Origin of the sequence: Neoluteolibacter marinus (assembly GCF_014904755.1) — a bacterium.
Taxonomy (GTDB): Bacteria; Verrucomicrobiota; Verrucomicrobiia; order Verrucomicrobiales; family Akkermansiaceae; genus Haloferula; species Haloferula marina.
This window is the reverse complement of record NZ_JACZFQ010000126.1, coordinates 1-26267: the sequence shown is the minus strand read 5'-3', so window position 1 is coordinate 26267 and position 26267 is coordinate 1. Positions and strand designations below refer to the sequence as shown.

The 26267-nt window shown below is 66.8% G+C and carries 21 protein-coding genes; 12 read left to right on the top strand and 9 right to left on the bottom strand.

What is annotated here, in order from left to right:
* Genes IG178_RS23335 through IG178_RS23325 form a run of 3 tightly spaced genes read right to left on the bottom strand, consistent with a single transcriptional unit; the run spans position 1 to position 3385 of the window.
* Complete coding sequence (locus IG178_RS23335; protein ID WP_193215007.1) at positions 1–1722, bottom strand: ATP-binding cassette domain-containing protein; 1722 nt, start codon at positions 1720–1722, stop codon at positions 1–3.
* On the bottom strand, positions 1722–2705 hold the full coding sequence (hlyD, locus tag IG178_RS23330) for a secretion protein HlyD (protein ID WP_193215006.1): 984 nt from the start codon (positions 2703–2705) through the stop codon (positions 1722–1724). Before hlyD ends, IG178_RS23335 begins: the two co-directional genes overlap by 1 nt.
* Positions 2702–3385 (bottom strand): CerR family C-terminal domain-containing protein, encoded by a 684-nt coding sequence (locus IG178_RS23325; protein WP_193215005.1) that lies wholly within the window; start codon positions 3383–3385, stop codon positions 2702–2704. Before IG178_RS23325 ends, hlyD begins: the two co-directional genes overlap by 4 nt.
* Before the next feature lie 146 nt (positions 3386–3531).
* On the opposite strand from IG178_RS23325, the gene IG178_RS23320 reads away from it, so the two are divergent.
* The 5 genes from IG178_RS23320 to IG178_RS23300 all read left to right on the top strand — a co-directional run bounded on the left by IG178_RS23320 (position 3532) and on the right by IG178_RS23300 (position 10787).
* On the top strand, positions 3532–4521 hold the full coding sequence (locus tag IG178_RS23320) for a 2-hydroxyacid dehydrogenase (RefSeq protein ID WP_193215004.1): 990 nt from the start codon (positions 3532–3534) through the stop codon (positions 4519–4521).
* A gap of 120 nt (positions 4522–4641) precedes the next feature.
* Positions 4642–5799 (top strand): alpha/beta hydrolase family protein, encoded by a 1158-nt coding sequence (locus tag IG178_RS23315; protein ID WP_193215003.1) that lies wholly within the window; start codon positions 4642–4644, stop codon positions 5797–5799.
* Positions 5800–6102: 303 nt separating this feature from the next.
* The gene (locus tag IG178_RS23310) at positions 6103–7200 is read left to right on the top strand and encodes a serine hydrolase domain-containing protein (protein WP_193215002.1); all 1098 of its coding nucleotides are present in this window, start codon (positions 6103–6105) and stop codon (positions 7198–7200) included.
* Between the two features lie 49 nt (positions 7201–7249).
* A complete protein-coding gene (locus tag IG178_RS23305) occupies positions 7250–9400 on the top strand; it encodes a DUF1549 and DUF1553 domain-containing protein (RefSeq protein WP_193215001.1) in 2151 nt (716 codons plus the stop codon).
* On the top strand, positions 9390–10787 hold the full coding sequence (locus tag IG178_RS23300) for a DUF1501 domain-containing protein (protein ID WP_193215000.1): 1398 nt from the start codon (positions 9390–9392) through the stop codon (positions 10785–10787). The genes IG178_RS23305 and IG178_RS23300 overlap by 11 nt, the downstream gene beginning before the upstream one ends.
* Before the next feature lie 45 nt (positions 10788–10832).
* Here the strand turns inward: IG178_RS23300 and IG178_RS23295 are convergent, their stop codons facing one another.
* Positions 10833–12149: a DUF1501 domain-containing protein gene (locus tag IG178_RS23295; RefSeq protein ID WP_193214999.1), complete on the bottom strand. Its 1317-nt coding sequence runs from the start codon at positions 12147–12149 to the stop codon at positions 10833–10835.
* Between the two features lie 18 nt (positions 12150–12167).
* Positions 12168–14207, bottom strand: coding sequence for a DUF1549 domain-containing protein (locus IG178_RS23290; protein ID WP_193214998.1), 2040 nt, complete (start codon positions 14205–14207; stop codon positions 12168–12170).
* Positions 14208–14385: 178 nt separating this feature from the next.
* On the opposite strand from IG178_RS23290, the gene IG178_RS23285 reads away from it, so the two are divergent.
* Positions 14386–15075: a spermidine synthase family protein gene (locus IG178_RS23285; RefSeq protein WP_193214997.1), complete on the top strand. Its 690-nt coding sequence runs from the start codon at positions 14386–14388 to the stop codon at positions 15073–15075.
* Positions 15076–15081: 6 nt separating this feature from the next.
* Here IG178_RS23285 and IG178_RS23280 read toward each other — a convergent pair whose 3' ends face one another.
* Entirely contained in the window at positions 15082–17010 is a 1929-nt protein-coding gene (locus IG178_RS23280) for a fructose-bisphosphatase class III (protein ID WP_193214996.1), read from the bottom strand.
* 303 nt (positions 17011–17313) lie between these two features.
* A complete protein-coding gene (locus IG178_RS23275; protein ID WP_193214995.1) occupies positions 17314–18669 on the bottom strand; it encodes a Gfo/Idh/MocA family protein in 1356 nt (451 codons plus the stop codon).
* A 100-nt stretch (positions 18670–18769) separates the two neighbouring features.
* On the opposite strand from IG178_RS23275, the gene IG178_RS23270 reads away from it, so the two are divergent.
* Positions 18770–19219 carry a PA2169 family four-helix-bundle protein gene (locus IG178_RS23270; RefSeq protein ID WP_193214994.1) on the top strand — a complete coding sequence of 150 codons (450 nt, stop codon included), beginning with the start codon at positions 18770–18772 and terminating at the stop codon, positions 19217–19219.
* A 3-nt stretch (positions 19220–19222) separates the two neighbouring features.
* On the opposite strand, the gene IG178_RS23265 is transcribed toward IG178_RS23270, so the two are convergent.
* Both IG178_RS23265 and IG178_RS23260 read right to left on the bottom strand, forming a co-directional pair.
* Positions 19223–19528, bottom strand: a complete 306-nt coding sequence (locus tag IG178_RS23265; RefSeq protein ID WP_193214993.1) for a YciI family protein — start codon at positions 19526–19528, stop codon at positions 19223–19225.
* 4 nt (positions 19529–19532) lie between these two features.
* Positions 19533–19979: an ester cyclase gene (locus tag IG178_RS23260; protein WP_193214992.1), complete on the bottom strand. Its 447-nt coding sequence runs from the start codon at positions 19977–19979 to the stop codon at positions 19533–19535.
* Between the two features lie 111 nt (positions 19980–20090).
* Here IG178_RS23260 and IG178_RS23255 point away from each other — a divergent pair, with 111 nt between their 5' ends.
* The 5 genes from IG178_RS23255 to IG178_RS23235 form a co-directional block, all read left to right on the top strand.
* On the top strand, positions 20091–21890 hold the full coding sequence (locus IG178_RS23255; protein ID WP_193214991.1) for an SLC13 family permease: 1800 nt from the start codon (positions 20091–20093) through the stop codon (positions 21888–21890).
* An 82-nt stretch (positions 21891–21972) separates the two neighbouring features.
* A complete protein-coding gene (locus IG178_RS23250) occupies positions 21973–23775 on the top strand; it encodes an SLC13 family permease (RefSeq protein WP_193214990.1) in 1803 nt (600 codons plus the stop codon).
* Between the two features lie 54 nt (positions 23776–23829).
* Positions 23830–24393 carry a hypothetical protein gene (locus IG178_RS23245; RefSeq protein ID WP_193214989.1) on the top strand — a complete coding sequence of 188 codons (564 nt, stop codon included), beginning with the start codon at positions 23830–23832 and terminating at the stop codon, positions 24391–24393.
* A gap of 114 nt (positions 24394–24507) precedes the next feature.
* Positions 24508–25197 (top strand): hypothetical protein, encoded by a 690-nt coding sequence (locus IG178_RS23240; RefSeq protein ID WP_193214988.1) that lies wholly within the window; start codon positions 24508–24510, stop codon positions 25195–25197.
* 50 nt (positions 25198–25247) lie between these two features.
* Positions 25248–26267, top strand: a 1020-nt coding sequence (locus tag IG178_RS23235) for an alpha/beta hydrolase family protein (protein WP_226895707.1), incomplete at its 3' end; no start/stop codon positions are given.

The window sequence follows — 26267 nt, the reverse complement described above, 5'->3', positions numbered from 1 at the left end:
TCACGTGCCCTCCTTTCCGGTAACCAGCGCGATGAAGGCGTCTTCCATGGTCGGGTCGGGGTCGTCGCGGGTGGCGACGCTCGCCTTCAGTTCGTCGGGTGTTCCGTTGGCGATGAGCTGTCCGCGGAAGACCAGGCCGATGCGGTCGCAGTACTCCGCCTCGTCCATGAAGTGGGTCGTGACCATCACCGTCACGCCGCGCTCGACCAGCCCGTTGATGTGGGTCCAGAACTCGCGGCGGGTGACCGGATCGACGCCGGAGGTCGGCTCGTCCAGGAACAGGATGTCGGGCTCGTGCATCACCGCGCAGGCCAGCGCGAGGCGCTGCTTGTAGCCGAGCGAGAGCGAGTCCGTCTTCGCGTTGAGGAAGGGCCCGAGGTGGAAGATTTCGGTCATGTCCCGGATCCGTGAGCGCTGCTTGCTGTTGTGGATCCCGTAGATTCCGGAGAAGAAGGCGAGGTTCTGGGCGACGCTGAGGTTGCCGTAGAGCGAGAACTTCTGGGCCATGTAGCCGAGCCGCTGGCGGGCCTTGCCGGCGCTGTGGCGGAGGTCGAGTCCGACGACCGTGGCGGTGCCGGAAGTGGGGACCAGGAGGCCGCACATCATCTTGAAGGTGGTCGATTTGCCGGCGCCGTTCGGACCGAGCAGGCCGTAGATCTCGCCGCGCTTGACTGCGAAGCTGACCCGGTCGGTGGCGGTGAAGTCGCCGAAGGTCTTGGTCAGGTCGCGCGCCTCGATCACGGTTTCGCCGTCGAGCGGGATTTCCTTGGTATGGGCGGCAAGGGCCGACTCCCCGGGCGGGCCGCCACCTAACAGGTCGATGAAGGCATCTTCGAAGCGCGGCTTGACCGGCTTCCAGTCGGCGTCCGGGCCGGCGCCGATTTCGCCGGGCGGGAAGGGCGCGGTGCCGGGCCGGAAGGTCAGCCGCAGGTTGTGGCCCTGGATGGTGCCGTCGCTGGTCTCGTCGCGGACCAGGGCCCTGGTGAGCAGCCGCCGCTTGCCTTCCCCCGGGTCGCGGAGGTGGAAGCAACGTCCCTCCAGCGGCCGGGCGATGTCGGCCGGGGTGCCGTCGAAGATCAACTTGCCCTCGTTGAGGACCAGGGTGGTGCCGCAGAGTTCGGCTTCGTCGAGGTAGGCGGTGCTCCAGACCACGGCGATGCCTTGGCCGACCAGTTCCTCGACCATGCGCCACAGCTCGCGGCGGGAGATCGGGTCGACGCCGACGCCCGGCTCGTCCAGCAGGAGCAGCTTCGGCGTCCCCAACAGCGCGCAGGCGAGGCCGAGCTTCTGCTTCATGCCGCCGGAGAGCTTGCCCGCGAAGCGGCCGGTGAATTTCTTGAGGTCGGTGAAGGTCAGCAGCCGCTCGAAGGACTCCTCGCGCTCGGTCCCGGTGACATGTCGGAGGTCCGCCTGCAGGGTGAGATTTTCCAGCACCGTCAGGTCCTCGTAGAGCCCGAACTTCTGCGGCATGTAGCCGACCTCGCCGCGGATCCCGGCGGCGTCGCGGATGGGATCGAGGTCGAGCGTCCGCAGCTCGCCGCGGTCGGGTTCCATCAGCCCGGCGATGAGCCGCAGCAAGGTGGTCTTGCCCGCGCCGTCGGGCCCGGCGAGGCCGGTGATGAGGCCGGTGCGGATTTCACCCGAGACCGCGTCCAGCGCCGGGACCTCCATGCCCTTGAAGGTCTTGGTCACGTCGCGGAAGTTGACCACGACCCGGGACATCAGCGTGCCTCGTCGAGGGAAAGGGTGACCGGCATGCCCTGGCGGAGGGCGCCGTCGCTGTCGGCCACCACGACCCGCATGCGGTAGACCAGCGAGGTCCGCAGCTCTTCGGTTTCGACCGACTTCGGCGTGAACTCGGCGCGCGGCGAGACGAAGCCGACGGTGCCGTGATAGGGCTGGTCCGGCCGGCTGTCGGTGACCAGCGTGACCTTGGTGCCCGGCGGGAACTTGCCGAGGTCGGGTTCGTGGACATAGGCGCGGACCCAGACCGGATCCTCGAGGGAAAGCGACATCACGGTTGCGCCGGCCTGGACGATGGCGCCCGCTTCGACCGCCCGGGTGATGACAATACCGTCGGACGGGCTCTTCAGCCCGGTGTCGGCCAGGCGGATCTTCGCCAGCTCCACGGCGGCTTCGGCCTGGGCCAGGCTGGCCGCGGCGGCGGCGATTTCTTCGCGGCGGAATCCGGCCTCGAGGTTCTTGAGCGAGGCTTCGGCGACCTTCACCTGCTGTTCGGCCTCGTGCAGCGCGGCTTCGGCGTTTTCGAACGACTGCCGGGAAACGCCGCTCGATTCCACCAGCGCGGCCTGCCGTTCATAGACCCTCCTGGCGTTCGAGGCGGTGACCTGGTTGCGGTTGAGTTGCGCCCGCGCCTGCTCGATTTCCTCCGGCCGGTAGCCGGCTTGCTTGAGGTCGAGATCCGCCTTGGCGAGCGCGAGGGCGGCTTCGGCCTGGTCGAGATCGCGGCGGTAGGGCTCGTCGTCGAGACGGGCGATCAGATCGCCGGCTTTCACCGCGTCGCCCTCGTCGACGAGCATCGTCCCGATGCGTCCGGCCACGCGGAAGCCGAGGTCGACGCCGCGGATGTCGACGTTGCCGTGGAGCACCAGCGGCGCGTGTTCGACCCGGTATTTGTCGTAGAAGTGCCAGCCGCCGGTCGAGACGGCGATGAGGATCAGGATGATGATGATGCGGGTTCTCATCGGGTTGCGGGGTTGAGGCCGAGGCAGACGGCCTCGATGTGTTCGTCGAGGATGTCGCCGATCATCGCGGCGTGTTCGGCACCGAGCTTCTTGATGCCGAGCCGGCGCAGGATGGTTTCGCGGGCCATCGCGAAGGCCAGCACCTGGCCGATCAGGGCGTGGGCCCGCAGGATGGTGACGGGCGAGGCGGGGTCCTCGCCGATCGCCGTGCCGACCATCCGCGTGAGCAGCTCGTGGGTCGGCTTGAGCATGTCCTTGTAAAGCAGGCCGAAGCTGTCGCTGGGCGACGATTGCTCGCGCATCATCACGTTGCGGATTTTCTCGAACTCGCCGCCGAATTGTTCACCGAGCAGGGTGCGGAGCATGCGCTTGATCACCTCCGCCGCCGCGGCGGGGCCGAGGGTGCCGGCTGCCTGCCGCTCTTCGGCATCGTCGGCGATGCCGCGGAACAGGCCGCCGATGTGTGCCGCGATGCCCTGTAGCACCGCGGCATAAAGCTTCTCCTTGTTGCCGAAGTAGTAGGCGATCGCCGCCACGTTCTGTCCCGCCTCGTCGGCGATCTCGCGGACCGAGGCGTTGTCATAGCCCTTGTCGCCGAACTTTTTCAAGGCGGCCAGCAGCAGCTTGCGCCGAGCCTGTTCGCCCTTGTTCGGGGTGGATGGAAAGAGTTCCCGCTGCACGGACGGAAAATTGAACGAGCGTTGAATAAAGTCAAACGAACGTATAAAAAGAGTGTGACCACCGGTCGCCGCGAATCAGGGATCCGTTGCAGCGGGCGCGAAAAGTTCCCTTGATCCGTATGGATCCTGCTGGCCCTTTGGGTTGCATGAAGGTTGCCGTTTTTTCCACCAAGCCGCATGACCGCGAGTATTTCGATGCCGCCGGGAGCGATCATGAGTTCCGCTATTTCGAGAATCGCCTGCGGGCCGAAACCGCGGGCCTGGCGAAGGGCTGCCAGGCGGCGTGCGTGTTTGTGAACGACGAGGTCGACCGCGACACCATCCGCGAGCTGGCGGCAGGCGGGGTGGGCCTGATCGCGCTGCGCTGCGCCGGCTTCAACAACGTCGACCTGGCGGCCGCGGCGGATCACGGGGTGCGGGTGATGCGGGTGCCGGAATATTCACCGCATGCGGTCGCGGAATACTGCCTGGCCCTGCTGCTGGCCGCCAACCGTCATATCCACCGGGCCTACAGCCGGGTGCGCGACGGCAACTTCGAGCTGAAGGGGCTGTTGGGATTCGACCTTCACGGCAAGACGATCGGTGTGATCGGAACCGGCCGGATCGGGCTGATCTTCTGCAAACTGCTCAGCGGCTTCGGCGTGCGGGTGCTGGCGAGCGACCCCTATCCGAACGAGGCGGCGGTTGCGGCGGGGGCCTCCTACGTCCCGCTGGAGCAGCTGCTGGCGGAGTCCCATGTGATCACCCTGCACTGTCCGCTGACGCCGGCGACCCATCACCTGATCGACGACGAGGCCCTGTCCCGCTGTCGCGACGGTGTGTTGCTGGTGAACACCTCGCGCGGCGGCTTGGTCGATACCGCGGCGGTCATCCGGAGCCTCAAGTCGGGCAAGATCGGGGGGCTGGCGCTGGACGTGTACGAAGAGGAGTCGGGAATCTTCTTCGAGAACCTGTCCGACGTGGTGATCGACGACGATCGGCTGATGCGGCTGATGACCTTTCCCAATGTGCTGGTGACCTCGCACCAGGCATTCTTCACCGCGGAGGCGTTGTCCAACATCACCTCGGTGACGCTGGACAACCTCGATGCGTACGAGCGCGGCGAGACCGATCTGGCAACCGAGGTTCGTTCCTGAACAGGAGTTGCGGGCCGGATCGAGTTCGTCGCCTGCATTGCCATTGCGGTGAATGCCATCCGTCCAGACCGCCTGCTTTGTGGTATCGACCGCCCGCGATTCCCCGGGCAGATTCTCCGGATGCGTTGGGCAAAATGGGTGGCAATTGGCGTCGTCGGATGGTCGGGAATGGCGGGCGGGCAGGAACTCCGGCAGGGGCGGGTGTTCACCCCGGAGGAAGGCAAGGCGGACCTGGCCGCGCGGGCGAAGGAGTATGAGGATCGCGAATCCTGGAAGTCCAAGGCGAAGCGTATCCGCCAGGGAATCCTCGAAGGGGCGGGGTTGTGGCCTTTGCCGGCAAAAGGAGCGCTGAATCCGATCCGCCATTCGCCTCAAAATCAGGATGGCTACCAGGTCGAGAATGTCGCGATCGAGTCGCTGCCGGGATTTTTCGTCACCGGCAACCTGTACCTGCCGGATGCACGGAAAGACATGCCTCTGGTGCTGTGTCCGCACGGCCACTGGCAAGGAAAGGACCTCCGCGAGCACGGTCGCTTCCGCGACGACATGCAGAAGCGCTGCGGAAGTTTGGCGCGGATGGGTTGTGCGGTGTTCGCCTTCGACGGGATCGGCTTCGGCGAATCGATGCTGCTCGGCTGGAAGCACGACTTCGATCCGCGGGTGCTGGGCTTGCAGCTTTGGAACGCGATCCGGGTGCTGGATTTCATGTGTGAACTCGACGGCGCGGACCGTTCGCGGGTGCTGGTCACCGGCGCGTCGGGTGGCGGCACCCTGACCATGCAGCTGGCGGCCGTCGACGACAGGGTCAGCATGTCGGTCCCTTGCGCGATGGTCTCGTCCTACTTCTACGGCGGCTGCGTTTGCGAAAGCGGCATGCCGATCCACGTCCGGCCGGGGCATGTAACCAACCCGGTCGAGATCGCCGGGGTAATCGCGCCCAAGCCGATGCTGGTGATTTCCGATGGCGGCGACTGGACCGCCCACACGCCGGACGACGTTTTCCCGCATTTGCAACGGATCTACGGGTTCTTTGGCCAGGCGGACCAGGTCGAGAATGCCCACTTTCTGGAGGGGAAACACGACTACGGCAAGGACAAGCGCGAGGCCCTGTATGAGTTTGTCGCGCGGCGGTGGAAGCTGGATGCCGGGTGTGCGGCCGAGGACAAGGTCGGGATCCTCGATGCCGCGGGCCTGCGGGTTTTCGACGAGGCGCATCCGGTTCCGGCAGGTGCGGCGAAACCGAACCAGGTTCCGGGTTTCAACGGCGACGCTCACTGAGTCCGGTCTCGCGGGGGGGGCGGGGTGGCAAGGCGGACCATGAAGTTCCGGCGGGCGTAGAAGTGGGATGTTTCCTGAGGAACCGGGCGCCGGATTGAGAGGGGATGCGTGGCGATGAAAGGGGGGGGCGGTTCCCTCCTCATTCGTGGGGGATGTTGTTCTAAAATTGAGATTCCCGGCCGCCGGTGGATCATCACCGGATGACAGAGCGCGTCCGAAAGACGCGCCTGCGGTGCGGCGTTCCGCCTTGGCGGGCAGGTTTGCTTGCCGTCCGCAGAATGCCCGGTCCCGCTGCGAAACTTCATGAAAGCCCGATCCTGTATCACCACCCTCCTGGCACTGCTGCTCGCCAGCGCGGCGGCCGCGCCGCTGCCACGAACAACGCCGGAGGCCGCGGGGGTGGCTTCGCGGACGATCCTCGATCTGGTCACGGCAGCCGACCGGAAGGTCGACACGATGCACAGCGTGATGATCCTGCGGCATGGTGAGGTGTTGGCCGAGGGCTGGTGGAAGCCGGAGGCGGCGGACAAGCCGCACGTGATGTTTTCGGTGACTAAAAGCTTCACCTCCACCGCGGTGGGGCTGGCGATCGCGGACGGAAAGCTGAAGCTGGACGACCCGGTGCTGAAGTTCTTCCCCGATGACGCGCCGGCCGAGCCCTCGGAGAACCTGAAGGCGATGACCGTGCGCGACCTGCTGACGATGACCTGCGGTCACGACGCGGAACCCAAGATGACCTGGAACGCGCCGACGGTGAAGGAATTCCTGGCCTACCCGGTGACCCACAAACCCGGGACCTTCTTCAAATACAACACGCCGGGCAGCTACGTGCTGTCGGCGATCGTCACCAAGGTCACGGAGAAGACGGCGCGGGACTACCTGACGCCGCGCCTGTTCGAGCCGCTCGGGATCGACATCCCGCGCTGGGACCAGAGCCCGGAAGGGGTCTCGATCGGCGGCTACGGACTTTTCCTCAAAACCGAGGATGTGGCGAAGTTCGGCCAGCTCTACCTGCAGAAAGGCGAGTGGCAGGGCAAGCAGCTGATCCCGCGGGAATGGGTGGAGCTGGCGACCGCGAAGCAGGTGTCGAATGCCGAGGAGAACCGCACCCAGGGGCCGGACTGGCGGCAAGGCTACGGCTACCACTTCTGGCGCTGCCAGCACGACGCCTACCGCGCGGACGGGGCCCAAGGGCAGTTCTGTGTGGTGTTCCCCGGTCAGGATGCGGTGCTCGCCAGCACCTCGCAGACCGGTGACATGCAGAAGGAGCTGAACGTGATCTGGGACTTCCTGCCGGCGGGCTTTCAGGCGGAGGCGCTGGCGCCGGATCCGGCGGGCGTGGCGGAGCTCAAGCAGGCGACCTCGGCCCTGGTGGCCAAGGAGAAGCCGGAGGAGAAATGATTTCGAATTTGGAAAACCCATTCACGGCAATGAAGGTCCGCACGAATCCATGGTATCCGGAACAAACAGAACGGGCGTGAAGTTCGGCGGGATCATCGCCGCGGCGTTCTTGGCCGGCGGCACCCTGCCGGCCGCGGAGCCGGCGGGCGCGGACGAGCCATGGTGGTCGCTGGCGCCCGTGGTGGAGCCGCCGGTGCCAGCGCTGGAGGCCGCCGGGGAAAATCCGATCGACCGCTTCCTGGAGGTGGAGCGGCAGTCGCGCGGGCTGGAGGCGGTCGGCCCGGCCGACAAGCTGGTGCTGCTGCGGCGCGTCTATCTGGATCTCATCGGCCTGCCGCCGTCCCCGGAGGATCAGCAGGCCTTCCTGGCCGATTCCTCGCCGGATGCCTACGAGAAGGTCGTCGACCGCTTGCTGGAAAGCGAGCAGCACGCGGTCCGCTACGGGCGGCACTGGCTGGATGTGCTGCGCTACTCGGACGCGGACGAGCGGATGACCGCCGCGCCGGGGATCCACCTGTGGCGTGACTGGGTGATCGACGCGCTGGCGGATGACGTGCCCTACGATGAATTCGTGCAGGTCCAGCTGACCGGCCGCCGGTCCGACGAGCGGACGCAGATGTCGGCGACCGGCTACCGCAGCGAGAAGGAAATGCGGCCGGGCGACCTGTTCGCGCTGGGCTTCCTGGCGCGCGGCGCCGGGGTGGGCCCGCAGGATCTGGCGATCAACGCGGTGGACACGGTCTCGACGGCCTTCATGGGGATGACCGTCGGCTGCGCGAAGTGCCATGACCACATGTTCGACCCGATCTCGGAGGTCGACTACTATTCGATGAAGGCGCTCTTCGATCCGCTGGTGCTGCGCAAGGTGACGCTGGCGGGCGCGGACGATCTGATCGAGGCCGGCAAGGTAATGGCCGAGCGCGACGAGAAGCGCGCGCCGCTGGTGAAGGAGCTCGCCGCACTGCTGGAGCCTTTCAAAAGCCAGCTCTACGAGGAACGGGTGGAGATGCTGCCGGCCGAGGTGAAGGAGGTGATCCGCAAGCCGGAGGAAGCGCGCAGCGTGGCGGAGCAGAAGATCGCCGATGACTACTTCCCGATCCTGCGGATCGACGACGGCAAGATCGACGAGATCCTGCCGGACGAGATCCGCAAGCAGGCGGGCGCGCTGAAAAAGCAACTGGGCGAAGTGGACCGCAGCGGCCCGCGGGGGCCGGAGATCCCGGTCTTCCACACCGTGGAGGTGGATCGGATCCGCGAGCAGGAGAAGAGCTACGTGCTGACCAGCGGCGACGCGGCCCGGCCGGAGCTGGACAATGAGGTGCAGCCGGGTTGGCCTTTTTCGGGCGGCGACTACGATTTCCGCGACGGCCGGGTGGAGGCCTTCACCGACTGGCTGACCGCGCCGGAGAACCCGCTGTTCGCCCGGGTGGCGGTGAACCGGATGTGGCAATGGCACTTCGGGACCGGGCTGCACCAGCAGCCGAGCGACTTCGGCAAGCAGGCCGGCGAACCGACGCATCCGGCGCTGCTCGACTGGCTGGCCGCGGAGTTCGTGCGCGGCGGCTACCGGATGAAGCGGATGCACCGGCTGATGGTGACTTCCCGGGCCTATCGGATGGCCTCCGAAAGCGGACCCGCGGAGGCCGCCAGCCAGCAGGCCGACCCGGGCAACACCTGGCTCTGGCACTTCCGCCTGGAGCGGCTGGAAGCCGAGCCGGTCTGGGACTCGATCCACGCGGCGGCGGGCAAGCTCGACCTCGCGGTCGGCGGGCGGTCCTTCGAGCCGGGCCGCGGCCGCCGCGGGAAGGAAGCGGCGACGGTACGGCGGGCCTCGTACATGATCCGCGGGTATTCGCCGAGCCGCGACCTGACGCCGGGCTTCCTGCAGACCTTCGACGTGGACGACGGACGGGTGCCGTGCCCGGTGCGGACCCGCACCGTGACCGCGCCGCAATCGCTCTTCCTGATGAACAGCCCGGAGATCGAAACCGCCTCCGCGGCGCTGGCCGATCGGCTGCGGGAAAGCGCCGGCGGCGACCTGAAGGCGGCGGTCGACGAGGCCTACCGCCTGACCGTGGGCCGGCCGCCGGACGAGGCGGAGACCGGCCGTGCGCTGGACTACCTGCAGGGCGACCCCGACCGGCTCAAGGCGCTGTGCTGGCTGATCTTCAACCTCGATGAATTCATCTATGTCCGCTAGTTCGCCCCTCGATTCCCGCGGTCTGGTTTCCCGCCGGAACTTCCTGTTCCAGGCGGGCGGCGGCTTCCTCGGCACCGCGCTGGGTGGGCTGTGGGCCCAGGACGGCGCGATCCCCGACGCGATGCTCGGCCCGCATTTCCAGCCGAAGGCGAAGTCGGTGATCTTCCTTTTCATGTGCGGCGGCGTCAGCCACCTCGACACCTTCGACCCAAAGGGTAACGCGCACGTCGGCAAGTTCATCGACGCGATCGGCTTCGGCGACAACCTGGCCGAGATGAAGCGCCCGGTGATCCCCTGCCACCGCACCTTCACCCGCTACGGGCAATCGGGGATCCCGGTGTCCGACTGGTTCCCGCACGTCGGCGGGGTGATCGACGACATCGCGGTGGTGCGCTCGATGTGGTGCCATGAGGGGAATCATTTCCCGGCGGTGATCGAGACCACCACCGGGCATCGCGGCCGCGCCTTCGAGCACCCGAGCTTCGGCAGCTGGGTGTCCCACGCGCTCGGCTCGGTGAACCGCGACCTGCCGAGCTTCGTGAACATCGGCCGGCCGTCCTCGCCGGTGCAGCTGACCGGCGGCTACCTCGGGGCCTCGGTCTCCGCGACGCCCTTCCAGGCGGGCGAGGTGCCGATCCCGAACCTGCATCCGCCGAAGGGCACCCCGGCCGCCGAGCGCGACCGGCAGATGAAGGTGCTGGAAAGCATGAACGCGGAGTTCCGCCAAAGATATGCGCTCAACAGCGACATCCAGGCGCGGATGAAGGCCTACGAGCTGGCGGCGAGCATGCAACTGTCCGCGCCCGAGGCGGTCGATTTCTCGAAGGAGCCGGAGCACGTGAAGGCGCTCTACGGCATGGATGAGGACATCACCCGGGACTTCGGCAAGCAGCTGCTGCTGGCGCGGCGGCTGGCCGAGCGCGGGGTGCGCTTCATCCAGATCTGCCACTCCGGCGGCGGCAACGGCGGCTGGGACGCCCACGGCGACATGAAATCCCACGAGCCGCTGTGCCGGGCGACCGACAAGCCGATCGCCGGCCTGATCCGCGACCTGAAGCAGCGCGGGATGCTGGACGACACGCTGGTCGTCTGGACCAGCGAGTTCGGCCGCACGCCATGGTCCCAGAACACCACCGGCCGCGATCACAACCCGAAGGGCTACACCTCCTGGATGGCCGGCGGCGGCATCAAGGGCGGCATCATTCACGGGGCCACCGACGAGGTCGGCTACCGGGCGGTGGAGAATCCGCATTACTACAGCGACCTCCACGCGACGATCCTCCATCAGCTCGGGATCGATCACACCAAGATGTTCATCCCCGAGCTGGGCCCCGTGTCACGGCTGGTCGAGGACGGGCACGGGCCGATCCGGGAGATCATCGCCTGACCGGATGCTGCCGGTTCGCGGCCGCGCGTGTCACCGGCGTTCCGGTCAGCCGAAGATCGCGGTGATCGGCTTGCCTTCCTGTCCGCCCATCTTGAACGGGCGCTTGGCGGGCGACATCACCGGCAGGTCGTGGGGGAGGCCGAGGGAGAAGGCGATGGTGGCGTTGAAGTCGGCGGCGCCGACCTTGTTCTCGATCACGTTCGAGCCGGTCTTGTCGGTGGCACCGTAGACCTGGCCGCCGCGGACCCCGCCGCCCGCCAGCATGCAGGAGAATGCCTTGGGGAAGTGGTTGCGGCCGGCGTTCGGGGTGATCTTCGGCGAGCGGCCGAACTCGGTGGCGACGACGACCAGCGTCGAGTCGAGCAGCCCGCGGGCGGCGAGGTCGGAGAGCAGGGTGGAAAGCGCCTGGTCGAGCACCGGGATCTTCTCCTCCATTTGTTCGAAATTGTCGGCGTGCCAGTCGAAGCCGCCGTATTCGACCTCCACGAAACGGACGCCGCGTTCCACCAGGCGGCGGGCGAGCAGGACGCCCTGGCCGAAGCGCTCGCTGCCGTAGGCGGCGCGGCTGTCGGCGGGTTCCTTGGACAGGTCGAAGGCCTCGAGGTCCTTTGAATTCATCATGGTGACGGCGGCGTCGTAGACCTCGTTGTAGGCGCGCACCGATTTCTGGCCCTTGTGGTAGCGGGTGTCGAAGTCGTGGTCGAGCTCGCGGCGGAGGTCGAGCTGGCGCTTGAACGAATCGTCGGTGGTGTTGGAGCGGCGCCGGATGTTCTGGAGGCCGAGTTCCGGGTCGCCGATCGGCAGGGGCGAGAACTCCGGTTCGAAGAAGCCCCCGCCCGGGTGGCGGTTGGCGCCGCCGACCAGGACGAAGGGGGGGAGATCCGCATTGATGCGGCCGGCGAGCTTGGCGACCCAGGAGCCGGACGAGGGATGGGTCACGGTGCCGCGCGGGGCGTAGCCGGTGTGCATCAGGTACTTGCCTTGTTCGTGGGCGCCCTGGGTGGTGCTGAGGGAGCGGATGAGGGCGATCTTGTCGGCGTGTTTGGCGAGCCCGGGCAGACAGTGGCCGAGTTGGATGCCGTCGGCCTTGGTCGAGATCGCCTTGACCGGCCCGCGGTACTCGGAGGGCGCGTCGGGCTTGGGGTCGAAGGTGTCGAGGTGGGTCATGCCGCCCGACATGTAGAGGTAGATGACGTGTTTCGCCTTGCCGCCGCCGGCCTGGACGACCGCGGGATCGGCGGCGAAGGCGGGGCTGTCGAAGAGCTTGGCCATCGAGCCGCCGATGGTGAGGCCGAAGCAGGTCCGGGCGGTGCGGCTGAGGAAGTCGCGGCGATTGATTTCGTCGAGTTGGTTCGGGCGCATGGCGGGTCGGGGTGACGGTTACTGGATGAACAGGAAGCGGTTGGAAGTCATCATCGCGCGGGCGAGGTCGCGGAGGGCGGTGGGGTCCTTGGCGAGGGGCAGGAAGCGCTCCTGCTCCGCGGCGTCGGGGCGTTGGCTGAAGAGGGTGAGGAACAGGCAATCGAGCCGCTCCCGGGGCGTCTTCAAGTTGGCGAGTTGCCGGCCGAGCATGCTTTTCTTGCCGGCGACGATGTCGGTCTTGGGGTTGTTGAGCAGGGCCAGCGCCTGGGGAACCGTGGCGGTGGTGTCGCTGGAGGACGGGGTCTGGCGGTCGGAGCCGCCGAACTCGCGCACCAAGCTGCCGGGGTTGAAGGGGGCCGGGTGCTCGGAGGCGCGGAGCGAGCCGTTGTTGTCCCGGGCACCGGCGCGCTTGCCCATTTGCATCGCGCGGAGCGGGTCGGCCTGCTTGCGCGCGGCGAGGAATTCCTCGCGTGCGTGCTGGAATTCGGCCTGCGCGGCGCTGCGTTCCGCCGGGGTGCCGGCGACTGCACGGGCTTTCTGGGCGGCGCGCAGTCCGGCCTGGGCCTCGCGGAGCAATTTCTCGCCCTGGCGCGCGGACTCGCCGAGGAGGACCAGGTCGCGGGTTTCGGCATTGAGCAGGTTGGTGACCTGCTGGCGGTAGGCATCCCACGACTTGGTGAAGGCCGGCGTCGGCGAGTCGTCGATGGAACTGCGGGTGAGGACCAGGAACGAGTCGTGCAGTTGCTCCGCGCTCATGCGCGTCAGGGTCGGCCCGCGGAAGGCGAGCGGCATGCCCATGGCAGGCTCCTCGTCGAGGCATTCGCGCTCGAAGAGGCGGGTGCGGTAGAGGATGCGGAGGAACTGGCGGAGGTCGTAGCCGACGCCCTTCATGGTGGTGTCGAGATAGGCCAGCACCTCGGGATGCGATGGGACGGTGTCCTCGCTCCAGTCGTCGACCGGGTCGACGAGGCCGTGGCCGAAGGTGCGGGCCCACAGGCGATTGGCGATGACCTTGGTGAAATACGGGTTGTCCGGCGAGGTCACCCACGCTGCGAAGGTTTCGCGGCGGTCTTCGGGGGCGACCCCGCTGATTTTTTCGCCGAACAGGGTTTCCGCCGCGACGATCTCGCCGGGTTTACCGTCGCGGTACTGGTAGTCGTCCGGCAGCTTCAACATCGCGCCGGGGTCGTCGAGGATGGCGTTCTTGTTGAAGTCCTTGAAGATCGGCCGGAACTGGCCGGCGAGCGTCTTGTTGGCGCGCTGGAGCTCGCGGCGGCGCTTCTTTTCCGCATTCTTGTTCTTGCCGGCCGCCTTGATCTCCCGCGGTCCGTTGGCCGCGGTCTTCGACGAGGACAGTTCCTGGACCGTCTTGCGGATCAGGTCCTGCGCTTCCTTGCTGCGGTACTCGATTCCGCCGCCGAAGGCCGCCATCTGGTAGTAATCGTACTGGGTCCAGGTGTCGAACGGGTGGTCGTGGCACTGGGCGCAGCCGATCTGGCGGCCGAGGAAGACCTGCATCGAGTTGCTGAAGTTATCCAGCTGCATGTTGCGGTCGCGCAGATAGTAGCCGACCGCCGGGTCGGTGACGCAGTGGCCGGTGGCGCCGAGCATTTCGGAAACCAGCTGGTCCCACGGCGTGTCGCCGGCGAGCGACTGGCGCAACCAGACATGCCAGCCGAGCCCGAACTGTTCCTGGCGCGTCTGCACCCGCAGCAGGTCGGCGGTCCAGTTGAAGAGGTGGGAGTCGAAGCCGGGCGAGGCGACGAGCCGGTCGACCAGGGCGCTCCGCTTGTCGCCGGCCCGATCGTCGAGGAAGGCCAGCGCCTCGGCTTCCGACGGAATGCGGCCGACGATGCCGAGGTAGGCGCGGCGGAGGAAGGTGGCGTCGTCGACCCGCGGGTTGGGCGTGCTGCCGGCGCGCTTGAGGTCCGCTTCGAGCAGGGAGTCGATGCGTGCCGCGGCCTGCTCGACCGTGGCCTCGGGCAGCGGCTTGGACCACGCGGCGAGCGGGGTCAGGACGAAGGTGGTGAGGGCGAGAAGCCGTGGGGTCGTGAACATGGCGGAAATGGGCGGTCGGCTCTAGGGGACTTCGCGAAGGTGAAAAACGTTCCTGGGAAAAAGCGGACGGTCGCAAAGGCGCGGCCCGGGCGGTCATTCATTAAACCCGGGATGGCCGTCCGTCCTGTCGAAAAAGCCCGGACTTGCCCGCGCGGGGATTCGGGAGATGGTCGCTCGCGTGAAACCCTACGTCCAACTCGCCGAGGCCCGCCTGCCCGACGGCACCTTGTTCACCCTGCACAAGCACGACGGGCGTTTTTATCTCAAGAACGACGGGCGCGAGCTGATGAGCACGGCGCTGACCCACTCCGAGCAGATGCTGGCGGAGCTGGGATGCGCGGGCATCGCCGAGGGGATGCCAGGGCGCCCGAAGCATCCGAAGGTCCTGATCGGCGGGCTCGGCATGGGCTTCACGCTCAAGCGGGCGCTGGAGGTGGTCGGCAGCCCGGCCACGGTCGAGGTCGCGGAGCTGATGCCGGAGATCATCGGCTGGAACCGCACCTTCCTCGTCGAACACAACGGCCCGATCCTCGCCGACGAGCGGACGAGGATCTACGAGGGCGACCTGTTCCACTGCCTGGCGAAGTACCCCAAGGGCAGCCTCGACGCACTGCTGGTCGACATCGACGACGGCCCGGACATGCTGATCACCGGGGGCAACTCGCGGCTCTACACGCCGGCCTTCTTTGCCAAGGTCCGCGAGACGCTGGCCCCGGCCGCTTGCGCCGCCTACTGGATGGCCCATCCCACGCCGGCCTTCGAAAAGGCGCTGGTCCGCGCCGGATTCCGCGTCGAGGCGCACCCGGCGAAGGCCCATGCCAAGGCGAAGAAGCCGCGGCACTGCATCTACGTGGCGAGGCGGAGATAGAGCGGCTCAGCGCGGCGGGCGCTCCTGGATGTCGCCGTTTTCAAAGGCCGTGACCAGTTCCTCGAGCGCCCGGATCTGGGCGCGGATCGCCTCGCCCTGTTCGGTGTCGCCGACACTGCGCGGGCGCGGATAGCCGCGAAGCAGGGTGCGGATGGGGATCAGGTCGTCGCCCTGGCGCACCGCCGAGATGGGATCCGGAAAGGCGTGGTGCTCTGCCAGAACCTCGCCCTCAGGACCGAGGATCAGGGTGTAGCCGCGGTCGCCGTAGGCTTCGGAAAAAGCGCCGTCGATGGTGACCGCGTTGCCGCCGTCCTTGAGCGGGCTTTCGCCTTGCTCGACCTTCACCGGGACGTGGCCGTTGACCACGATGCCACCTTCCGCGACGCCCATCTCCTGGCAAATCCGGTCGCAGAAACCGAAGTCGTGGATCCAGCGGAACCACGGGTTCTTCACCTCCTTGTGGGTCGTCTTGTCGGCGACGAAGTAGGTCTCGAAAGTGGCCATCCGGTCCTTGCCGAACAGCGGCGAGCGCGGCCCGGCCCACAGGTAGTAGAACCAGTCCTTGTCCTCCCGCGTGGCGTGGGTGCCGGCGCGGAAGGCGCGCTTGATCACGCGGTTCAGGGCGTCGAACTGCTCTGGGCCGCGGCACTCCTTGCCGTCGATGGTCAGCGGCAGGTAGTTGCCGTCCGCGTCCACCGCCAGGCAGGCGTGGAAGATCACCGCGCGGTCGCGGACCAGCGCCATCTTCCCCCGTTCCGCCATCCACTGCATGTGCTGCCACAGGCGGGGCGAGGTGGTGAACGACTCCACCAGGCGGTCGATGCAGTGCTGCTCGTCCTCCGACAGGCGGTTGGGATCGGCGGGGTCGACGGTCGGCAGGGAGGTGTCGCGCAGCGGGTAGTCGCGGCCGCCGAGGCGGACAGTGCCCTTGGCGAAGTCGATCTGCCGCAGCACGTTGCGGTCGTCCATCCGCCACTCCGGATGACGCTCGACCAGCTGGCCCTCCAGCTTGAACTCGAGCACCGCGGCGGCCTTGTGCATGCGGGCGATAAGCAGCGGGTCGCGCTCGCCCTCGCGCTTCGACAGGAAATGCTCGGCCGGGTCGTCGCCGTAGGCCGTCTGGGCGAGCTGCTCCAGCGCCTTGGTCAGCAGCCCGTAGCCCTCCTCGAGCTGATAGAGCCGGCGGTAGCGCAGCGAAATCCGTAGCACCAGGGCGATCAGGGCCTCCTGGCCGAGGCAGGCGCCCATCCAGCTGACGTCGTGGTTGCCCCAGATCAGCGAAACGTTCGGCTGGCGCAGGAGGTAGTCGACCACCCGGTCGAGCCGCGGCCCGCGGTCGCCGAGGTCGCCGGCGACGATCAGCTCCTCGACCGTCAGGTTGCGGATGAAGCGCGAGGCGCTGCGGATCGCGGAGAAGGCCAGCCGCCGCTTCACCATCTCGCGCAGCTGGACCTCGAGGAAGACCTCGGCGTGGCCGCCGGCGGGGTAGTTCAGCAGCACCTCGAAGAGTTCGCGGTGTTCCTTCGGCGCCATCGCCTTGACCGTCTTGCGGCGGCGGTTGCGGATCATCACCCGGATCAGCGCGAACTGCCGCTTGAGGATCTTCAGCACCCATTGGTAGCGCGCCTCCTCGTCGGACAGGTCCTCGCCCTTCAGTTGCAGGATCTCCGCCGGGTAGTAGAGCACGTTGAGGAATTCGCGGAATTCCTCCTCGTCGAGTTCGTCGCGGAACAGGTCCTCGACCAGCGGCCGCAGCCGGCCGGAGGCGTTGTTGATCACGTGGCGCAGCTTCTTCGCCTCGCCGTGGATGTCGGAGATCACGTGGATCACGCCCTTGGGCAGCTCCAGCTGGGCCTTCAGCGCGGCGATCTCGGAGACCGCCGACTCGATGGAAGGGAAGCGCTCGGCGAGGGCGCGGTGGATCCACTCGGACATGGCCGGATCATGCCGTGGAATCCCGGCGACCCAAGCGGGAAGGACGCCCGAATGACACGATTGCCAGAGGGCTTTTCATGGCCGTCATGAATCCGGTCCGCAGGGAGCGCCGGATTCATCCGGCTTGGAGGGATGGTGGGTGGAGGCGCGAGCTTGGAGGGATCCAAACCTCGCTTGCCGGGTTCGCGATCATTCACTCCCGGCTGGAACGGTGCCGGCCGGCCGGACCCGCCTCCATCCAACCGTCCAAGCCGACTGAAGTCGGCGCTCCCTTCTGAATGATCTGCCCTTTACGCCGGTCGCTCACGGATGCACGTACGGCGCGCGGTAGGGCCGGGCGAGGGCCAGGTTGGCCTCGTCGTCGTTGACGATCCGCGTGGCGTCGTTGTCCCAGGCCAGCGAGCGGCCGAGCTTCTGCGACATGTTCGCGAGGATGCAGGCGGTGGTCGAAAGGTAGCCTTGCTCGATGTCGGCCACCGGCTTGCCGCGGTCGGCGACGCGGAGCAGGAGGTCGCGCATGTGGCCGCGGCCGGCGGAGGCGACGTGGACCTCCAGGTCCTTCTCGGTCTCGTCCTCGGGGTACTTGTCGAATTCGATCAAGGCCGTTCCCTTGAGCCGCGGACCCTTGCCGCGCGGGATGAATTCCCACTTGTGGAGGTCCGCCTTGAGGGTGCCCTTGTCGCCGTAGAGGAAGAAGGCCCAGGGGTACTCCGGGTCGGTCGCCTCGCCCCACGAGCGGTGGTTCCACACGACCTCCAAGCCGTCGAAGCTGAAGGTGGCGGTCTGGGTGTCGGTGATGTTGGCGATGCTTGCCGGGTCGACGTAGATGCCGCCACTGGAGGAAACCCGCCGCGCCGGGCCGAGGTCGAGCAACCAGCGGACGGTGTCGAGCATGTGGATGCACATGTCGCCGATGATGCCGTTGCTGTATTCCATGAAGGCGCGCCAGCTGCGCGGGTGGACGATGCTGTTGTATTCCCGCAGCGGCGCGGGGCCGGTCCACAGTTCCCAGTCGAGATGGGGCGGCACCGTCGCCTTGGCCTGCGCCGGCGTGGTGCCGTTGCGCATGTGGTAAAAGCAGCAGATCTCGGCGTGGGCGATGTCCCCCAGCAGGCCGGCGTCGACGACCTGTTTTTTGGCGTCGATGAGGTGGGGCGTCGAGCGGCGCTGGGTGCCGACCTGGACGACCCGCTGGTGCTTGCGCGCGGTGTCGAGGATCGCCTTGCCTTCGGCGACATCGACGGAGATCGGCTTTTGCAAATAGAGATCGGCGCCGGCTTCCATCGCCGCGATCGCGGGCAAGGCGTGCCAGTGGTCGGGCGTGGCGATGATCACGATCTCCGGCCGCTCCTTCTCCAGCAGCTCCTGGTAGTGCTTGAAGGTCGGCGGGCGCTTCTTCGAAAGCTGGCGGCTGGCGACGATGTCCGCGGCCCCGTCGAGCATCTTCGAGTCGACGTCGCACAGCCCGACCACCTCGACCGGCGCGACCTGGATCAGGCGCAGCACGTCGACCTTGCCGAACCAGCCGGAGCCGATCACCGCGACGCGCTTCTTGAAGTCGCCGTATTCGCCGTAGCTCGCACCCAGCGAGCGGGAGGTCGAAAGGAAGGGCGCGGCGGCGAAGGCGGCAGCGGTGCGGGTGAAGGTGCGGCGGTTCATGGCCTCCGAACCTGAAGCTTTCGCGCGGGGCTGTCGAGTTGGAGCGCGCGGGAGCTTTGGGCGTGTGCCGCGGTGACGCCTCGTGTAGGGATCTGGAATCATGGATGCAGAGCCCGCCTCGACCGCCGTTCCGGATCTCCAAAACGTCCTCACCCGCTACGCGGATTCCTACGAAGGCTTCCACCAGGCAGCCGAGTTGATGCCCAAGTCCCATCTGGCCGACGCCTTCCGCGAAATCGCCGCGCGACGGCACGAAATCGGGCAGCGCGTGTCCGGGCTGATCCGCCGCGAAGGCGAGCAGCCGGAAGCCGGCGGCAGCGTCGAGGGCGGGGCCCACCGCTGGTGGATGCGGCTGCGCGAAAAGCTCGGCGACGACGAGCTTCAAGCCGTGCTGGCCGAGTGCGTGCGCGGCGAGGAAGTGCTGGCAGGCTCCTTGGAGACCGCCTTGAAGTCGCAGGAACTCACCGCGGAGCAAGCCGAGCTCCTGCGCGAGGCGCTGGCCGAGGTGAAGACCGGCATCGGGCACTTCACCAGCGCGCTCAAGGGCTGATCGTCACAGGTCCACGAAGCGCTCGTGGTGATAGAAGGCCTTCCGCCAGCGGGTGATGAAGACGCTTTCGAAAAGGCCGCAGGTGTTGAACGGGTCGCCGGCGACGAAGGCCTCGGCCTCGGCCCGGCTGTCGGTGTCGAGGATCAGGATCCCGCCGTGGGGGATGGTGCCGCCGTCGTCGAGCATCGCCCCGCCGGCCAGCAACAGCCGGTCGTTGTGGGCGTCGAGGTAGCGCTTGTGCGCGCCGGCGTGTTGCTCGCGCAGGTGGGCGGAGTCCGGCTTGTCGCGGGTGATGATGGCGTAGGCCATGGGCTCAGAGGGGCGGGAGTTCGACGCCGATCTGCTCGAAGATCCCGCGCGGCGCACCGCCGGGGACGGGAACCGGGCGGATCTCGGTGAGGGCACCGTTTTCGACGCGGTAATAGAAGTAGTGCTCGGGAATGGTCACGCTGCGGCCGGTGGCCTCGACGCCGGGAAAGCCGGGGAATTCCAGCTTCTCGGTGTGGGTGCCGCCCTGCCGCCATTTCACGCCGATCAGGCCGTCGTCGCGGAAGTCGACCTCGGACTCGTCGTAGCCATAGCTCCAGTCGGGAAAGCCGCGGTAAAGGGCGGTGAGGAATTCGAGGATCTCGTCGTGGCCCATGGTCTTGACCGGCGTGATGAAGACGGTGTCCGGGGAGAACGATGAGCCGATCATGGCGATGTCGTGGGTGCGGAGACCTTCCATGTAGGTGGCGAGCGCAGGCGGGATTTCGGGCATGTCGCGGCCAGCCAAGGCAGCGCGGCCTGCCATGGCAAGCTTTCGCGGTCCGCCGGGAAGAGCATGCTTGCTTCAAGCCACGGTGGCGGAAAGGGTGGAAGCCGTGACACCATGACCTGGGAGAACTGCCAGATGATCCTGACTTTCGCCGTGCTGGCGGGCGTGTTCCTTTGCTTCATCAAGGAATGGTTCCCCTCCGACCTGGTGGCGCTCGGCGGGATGTCGGTGCTGCTGGTGACCGGCGTGCTGGGCGAGCCGGAATTGAAGCGCATCTTCAGCAACCCTGCACCGATGACCATCGGCGCGATGTTCGTGCTCGGCGAGGCGCTGACCCGCACCGGCGCGATCGACTGGCTGGCGCACCGCTTCGAAAAATGGGCGGGGCGCTCGATGAACCGCGCGCTGCTGATCCTGGCGCTGATCGTGGTGCCGCTGTCGGCCTTCATGAACAACACGCCGGTGGTGATCGTGTTCCTGCCGGTGATGATGGCCTTCGCGCGGAAGTCCGGGCTCAAGGCGAGCAAGCTGCTGATCCCGCTGTCCTTTCTGAGCATCCTCGGCGGCACGATCACCCTGATCGGCACCTCGACCAACCTGCTGGTCGCCGGGCTGGCGGTGGAGCAGGGCCAGACGCCGTTCGGGATCTTTGAAATCAGCGGCCTCGGCGCGGTCTACGCGGTCGTCGGTTTCCTTTATCTCTTCTTCTTCGGCCGCCACCTGCTGCCGGTGCGGGACACGGTCAGCAGCCTGCTCGACGCGGAGGACACCCGTCGTTTCTGCAGCGCGGTGGAGATCCTGGCGGGCTCGCCGCTGGCCGGCCAGCGGCTGATCGAGCACCCGCTGTTCTCCGACCGCAAGAAGACCATCGTCTATGAAACCGTGCGCCACGGCCGGCGGGTCGATGACATCCCGCTCGACGCCCTGGTGATCCAGGAACACGACGTGTTCTGGTTCCGCGCCACCTCGAAGCAGCTTGCCGAGATCCGCGCCACCAAGGGCGTCGAGATGCTGCACGACAAGGTCAGCACCGACGCCCCGGGCGGGGCCGGCGATCTCGAGATCAAGACGGTCGAGGCGATCATCGGTCCGCAGAGCGAGCTGGTCGGCAAGAGCGTGAAGGAATCCAACATCCGGCGGACCTACGGCGTGGTGGTTGCCGCCGTGCACCGCAAGGGCGTGAACCTCAGCGAGGGCTACCAGAACATCCGCCTGGCCTTTGGCGACACGCTGCTGATGGAGGGACCGGTCCACAACCTGATGCAACTCCAGCGGGAGGGCCATTTCCTCAGCCTCAACGAAAGCGTGGTGAAGCCGCCGCGGAAGTCGAAGGTCGCGATAGCCGTCGCCATCCTCGCCGCGGTCGTGCTGGGCGCGGCCTTCAACTTGATCTCCATCACCAGCGCCGCCCTGGTCGGCGCCGTGCTGGTCATCGCCACCCGCTGCATGGACGTGCGGGACAGCTACAAGAGCATCGAGTGGAGCATCCTGTTCCTGATCTACGGCATGCTCGGGATCGGCCTGGCGATGGAAAAGACCGGCGGCGCCGCGCTGATCGCCAACGGCGTGGTCGGGCTGCTGCAAGGCTTCGGTCCGCTGGTGATCCTCGCCGCGGTCTACCTGCTCGCCTGGATCCTCACCGAGCTGGTGACCAACAACGCCGTGGCGATCCTGCTGACGCCCATCGCCATTTCGATCGCCGTTTCGCTGGGCGTCGACCCGCGGCCCTTCATCGTCGCCATCATGTTCGGCGCCAGCGCCAGCTTCAGCACGCCCATCGGCTACCAGACCAACACCTACGTCTACGGTGCCGGCGGCTACAAGTTCGCCGACTTCCTCAAGGTCGGCATCCCGCTGAACCTGATCCTCTGGGGCGTGGCGGTCTTCGTGATCCCGAGGATCTGGCCGTTCTAACACGTTCCACCCGGGATCCGCCGAATTGCCTTGCGGGCACCGGGATCCCGGCGATGGAAGAGGGAGCGCGCCATCCCCCTCCATGACCTGGGAAAGCTTCCATCTGATCCTGACCTTCGCGGTGCTCGCGGGGGTGTTCCTCTGCTTCGCCAAGGAATGGCTGCCGGCCGACCTGGTGGCGCTCGGCGGGATGTGCGTGCTGCTGGCCTCGGGAGTCCTGCGGGAGGATGACCTGAAGGCGGTCTTCAGCAACCCGGCGCCGATGACCATCGGCGCGATGTTCGTGCTCGGCGAGGCGCTGACCCGCACCGGCGCGATCGACTGGCTGGCGCACCGCTTCGGAAGATGGGCGGGATCCTCGATGAACCGGGCGCTGGCGATCCTGGCGCTGATCGTGATGCCGCTGTCCGCCTTCATGAACAACACGCCGGTGGTGATCGTGTTCCTGCCGGTGATGATGGCTTTCGCGCGGAAGTCCGGGCTCAAGGCGAGCAAGCTGCTGATCCCGCTGTCCTTCCTGAGCATCCTCGGCGGCACCATCACCCTGATCGGCACCTCGACCAACCTGCTGGTGGCCGGGGTGGCCAAGGAATATGGCCAGGCGCCGTTCGGGATCTTCGAAATCAGCGGCCTCGGCGCGATCTACGCGGCGGTCGGCTTCGTCTATCTTTTCTTCTTCGGCCGCCACCTGCTGCCGGTGCGGGACACGGTCAGCAGCCTGCTCGACGCGGAGGACACCCGGCGTTTCTGCAGCGCGGTGGAAATCCTGGAGGACTCGCCTCTGGCGGGCCAGCGGCTGATCGAGCACCCGCTCTTCTCCGACCGCAAGCGGACCATCGTCTACGAGGTCGTGCGCCACGGCCGGCGGGTCGATGACATCCCGCTCGACGCCCTGGTGATCCAGGAACACGACCTGTTCTGGTTCCGCGCGACCTCCAAGCACCTCGCCGAGATCCGCGCCACCAAGGGCGTGATGCTTCTCCACGAGAAGGTCGGCGGGGACGACGGCGACGACGATGCCGATGACGTCGAGATCAAGACCGTCGAGGCGATCATCGGCCGGCGCAGCGACCTGGTCGGCAAGACCGTCCGCGAGTCGAACATCCGGCGGAACTTCGGCGTGGTGGTCGCCGCCGTGCACCGCAACGGCGCCAACCTCAGGGAAGGCTACCAGGACATCCGCCTGGCCTTCGGCGACACCCTGCTGCTCGAAGGCCCGGTCCACAACCTCGTGCAGCTCCAGCGGCAGGAGAATTTCCTCAGTCTCAACGAGAGCGCCGTCAAGCCGCCGCGGAAGTCGAAGGTCATGCTCGCGGTGGCCATCATGGCGGTGGTCGTGCTCTTCGCCGCCTTCGACCTGATGTCGATCACCAGCGCCGCGTTGATCGGTGCGGTGCTGGCGATCGTCACCCGCTGCCTGGACATCCGCGACGGCTACAAGAGCATCGAGTGGAGCATCCTGTTCCTGATCTACGGCATGCTCGGCATCGGCCTGGCGATGGAAAAGTCCGGTGCGGCGGGATTGATCGCCGGCCAGGTGGTGCGGTGGCTGGAAGCCTTCGGGCCCGTGGTGATGCTGGCCGCGATCTACCTGCTCGCCTCCATCCTCACCGAGCTGGTGACGAACAACGCCGTGGCGATCCTGCTGACGCCCATCGTCATCTCCATCGCCGACTCGATGGGGGTCGACCCGCGGCCCTTCATCGTCGCCATCATGTTCGGCGCCAGCGCCAGCTTCATCACCCCGGTCGGCTACCAGACCAACACCTATGTCTACGGGGCCGGCGGCTACAAGTTCAGTGACTTCCTCAAGGTGGGTATCCCGCTCAACTTGGTCCTGTGGGGTGTGGCCACCCTGCTGATCCCGCGGATCTGGCCTTTCTAACAGGACCGGCGCTGCGCCATTGACCGGCCGCGGCGGGCGGGCCAGCCTGATGACATGAAGCGGTTTCTCCTATTGGCATTGATCGGTAGCCTCCACGCGGCCCCCGCTGAGCGGGTGAAGGAGATCCGCGGCTGGTATCAAACGATCCAGGAGGCGACCGCGAAGAAAGAGCGCACGATCAAATTCGAGGACGAGCCGCTTTCAGGCACCCTCACCGTGCGTGAGTTCGACAGTGGCTTCGCGGCCGTGACCTTGTCCTTCGGCGCGGAACACGGGGAGGGCGACGACCATTACTACTTCAAGGACGGCGAGCTGTTCTTCGTCTTCTCCGTCCACACGCTGTGGCAGTTCGCCCCACGGCCGGGTGACGACGGGACCAATCCCACCACGGTTGATACCCGCTCGGAGACCCGCCTCTACTACGAAGATGGAAAGTGCATCCGCAAGTTGACCAAGAGCGCGTCCTCGGAAGACCGGGACAGCTTGCCGGCGAAAGTCGGGAAAATGGAATCGACGGAGGAGGCCCTGAAGGAGAGCGACGAGGTCCACGCGAAGCGCGGCGCCCTGTTGTTGAAAGCCACGGATGCGGGCGAGGTGTTGAAAGCCTTCGGCAATTGATCCCGGCGGGTGGCCGGTTTTCTTCCGGCGAGGGCTTGTCTTCGTGTTTTCGGGAAGATAAACCGCGCGGCCCTGCGGTCCGTGCAGGGTGGTATTCCCATCATCCAACATTTCATGAAGCAACTCTTCCCTTCCTCCGTCCTGGCGGTTTCCACCCTGCTTTTCTGCAACTGCAGCTCGACCCTGAGCGAGAAACAGAAGGCCGCGATCACCCAGGTGACGGTCGCCAAGCCGGCGGTCGGTCCGGAGGACTTCCAGCCGGCGAGCGGCACCCAGTCTCCCGGCGCCGCGAATGGCGTGCCGATGGCGACCGGCGGCGGGGCGCTCCCGGCCTTGATCGGATTGGCCATCGATGCCGGCGTGACGGCGCACCAGGCGAGCGAGTTCAAGAAGCAGTACGGGGCGCAGCTCGACGAGGTGAACGCGGCGGCACGCCGGGACATCGGCGAGGCCCTGCGCGAGCGCGGTTCCAAGGTGGTGAAGAACGACCCGTTCTTCGGGCCGAAGCTGGCGACCTCCGCCCCGTATCGCTTCGACGGCGAGCTGGTGCGATACGGACTTGTCCGTTTCAGCCGCAGCGACGACCAGACCTATCTCGGTGCCGAGATCGTCTGCAATGTCTGGCTGGCCGACGCCAGCGGCAAGAAGCTGTTCACCCGCACGACGGTCTGCCGTTCCGAGGATTCCCACACCATCCACGACTTCGCCGCGAAGAAATCCCTGGTGAACGACGTGTTCAAACAGGCGGCCGACCAGTTTGAGAGCCAGTTCAAGGCCATCCTCGATCAGCAGCTCGGTCGCTGAGAGGCGAGGGGTGATTGACGCGGTGCCGGGCATGGTCTTGTCTGAAACCCGTGAATCACCCCGGCTTTTCGTTCCGACGCGCGACGTCCGCCCTCTTGCTGGCCGTCGTGCTTCTTCCGGGGCACCTGCTCGCCGGCGGTGTCACGGTCATCGTCCACGGCTTCAATAGCGGGGTGGACGGCTGGATCATCCCGATGGCCGAGGAAATCCCCGGCCACCCCGGTTTTGCCGGGAGTGAAGCGGGCTGTTACCGCTTATTGGTATCATCGACTTCCTCACCCGCCACCCTGACCCGGCTCGCGGGTGTGGGCCCGACCGAGTCCGACTCGGGCGAAGTTTTGATCAAGCTGGACTGGTCGGCGATCGATGGATTCTTCCAGGCGTCGACCGGTCAGGTCGCCCAGATCGCGGTCAATGCATTGACCGATTCCCTGCTTAGCGCCGATACGGGCGGAAGACCGCTGGTGGAGTTGCCTCTGCATCTGATCGGCCACAGTCGCGGTGGTTCGGTGGTGACGGAAATGGCCAGGCTGTTAGGTCAACAGGGCATCTGGGTGGACCAGGTCACGACGCTCGATCCCGAGCCGGTTTCCCTTTTCGGCGATGCGGCGGTGCAGACATGGACGAACGTCCTCTTCGCAGATAACTACTGGCAGAACATCGGCGACGGGGATCCGATCACGGGTCAATCGCTCGCCGGCGCCTTCAACCGCGAGTTGATCAATCTCGACGGCGCCAATTCCTCCAGCCACAGCGACGTCCACCTTTGGTATCACGGAACCATCGACCTCGCCACGCCGGCGACCGACACCCAGGCGACCATCGGAACCGCCGAGCGGGCGGCTTGGTGGGCTGCCGCGGAAAACGCGGGGGCTGCCACCGGCTACCATTTCAGCAGGATCGGCGGGGGCGACCGGCTCAGCACCGCGACCCCCGTCAGCGAGGGCATGATTCGCGACGGCTTCAACCGCGCCTACGACCTGGGGGCCGGGGTTTCCAACAATCGCGCCGCCCTGGCGTCCAATAGCGGCCTGTGGCCGAACGTGATCCGTTGCCAGCGGAACGGGTCC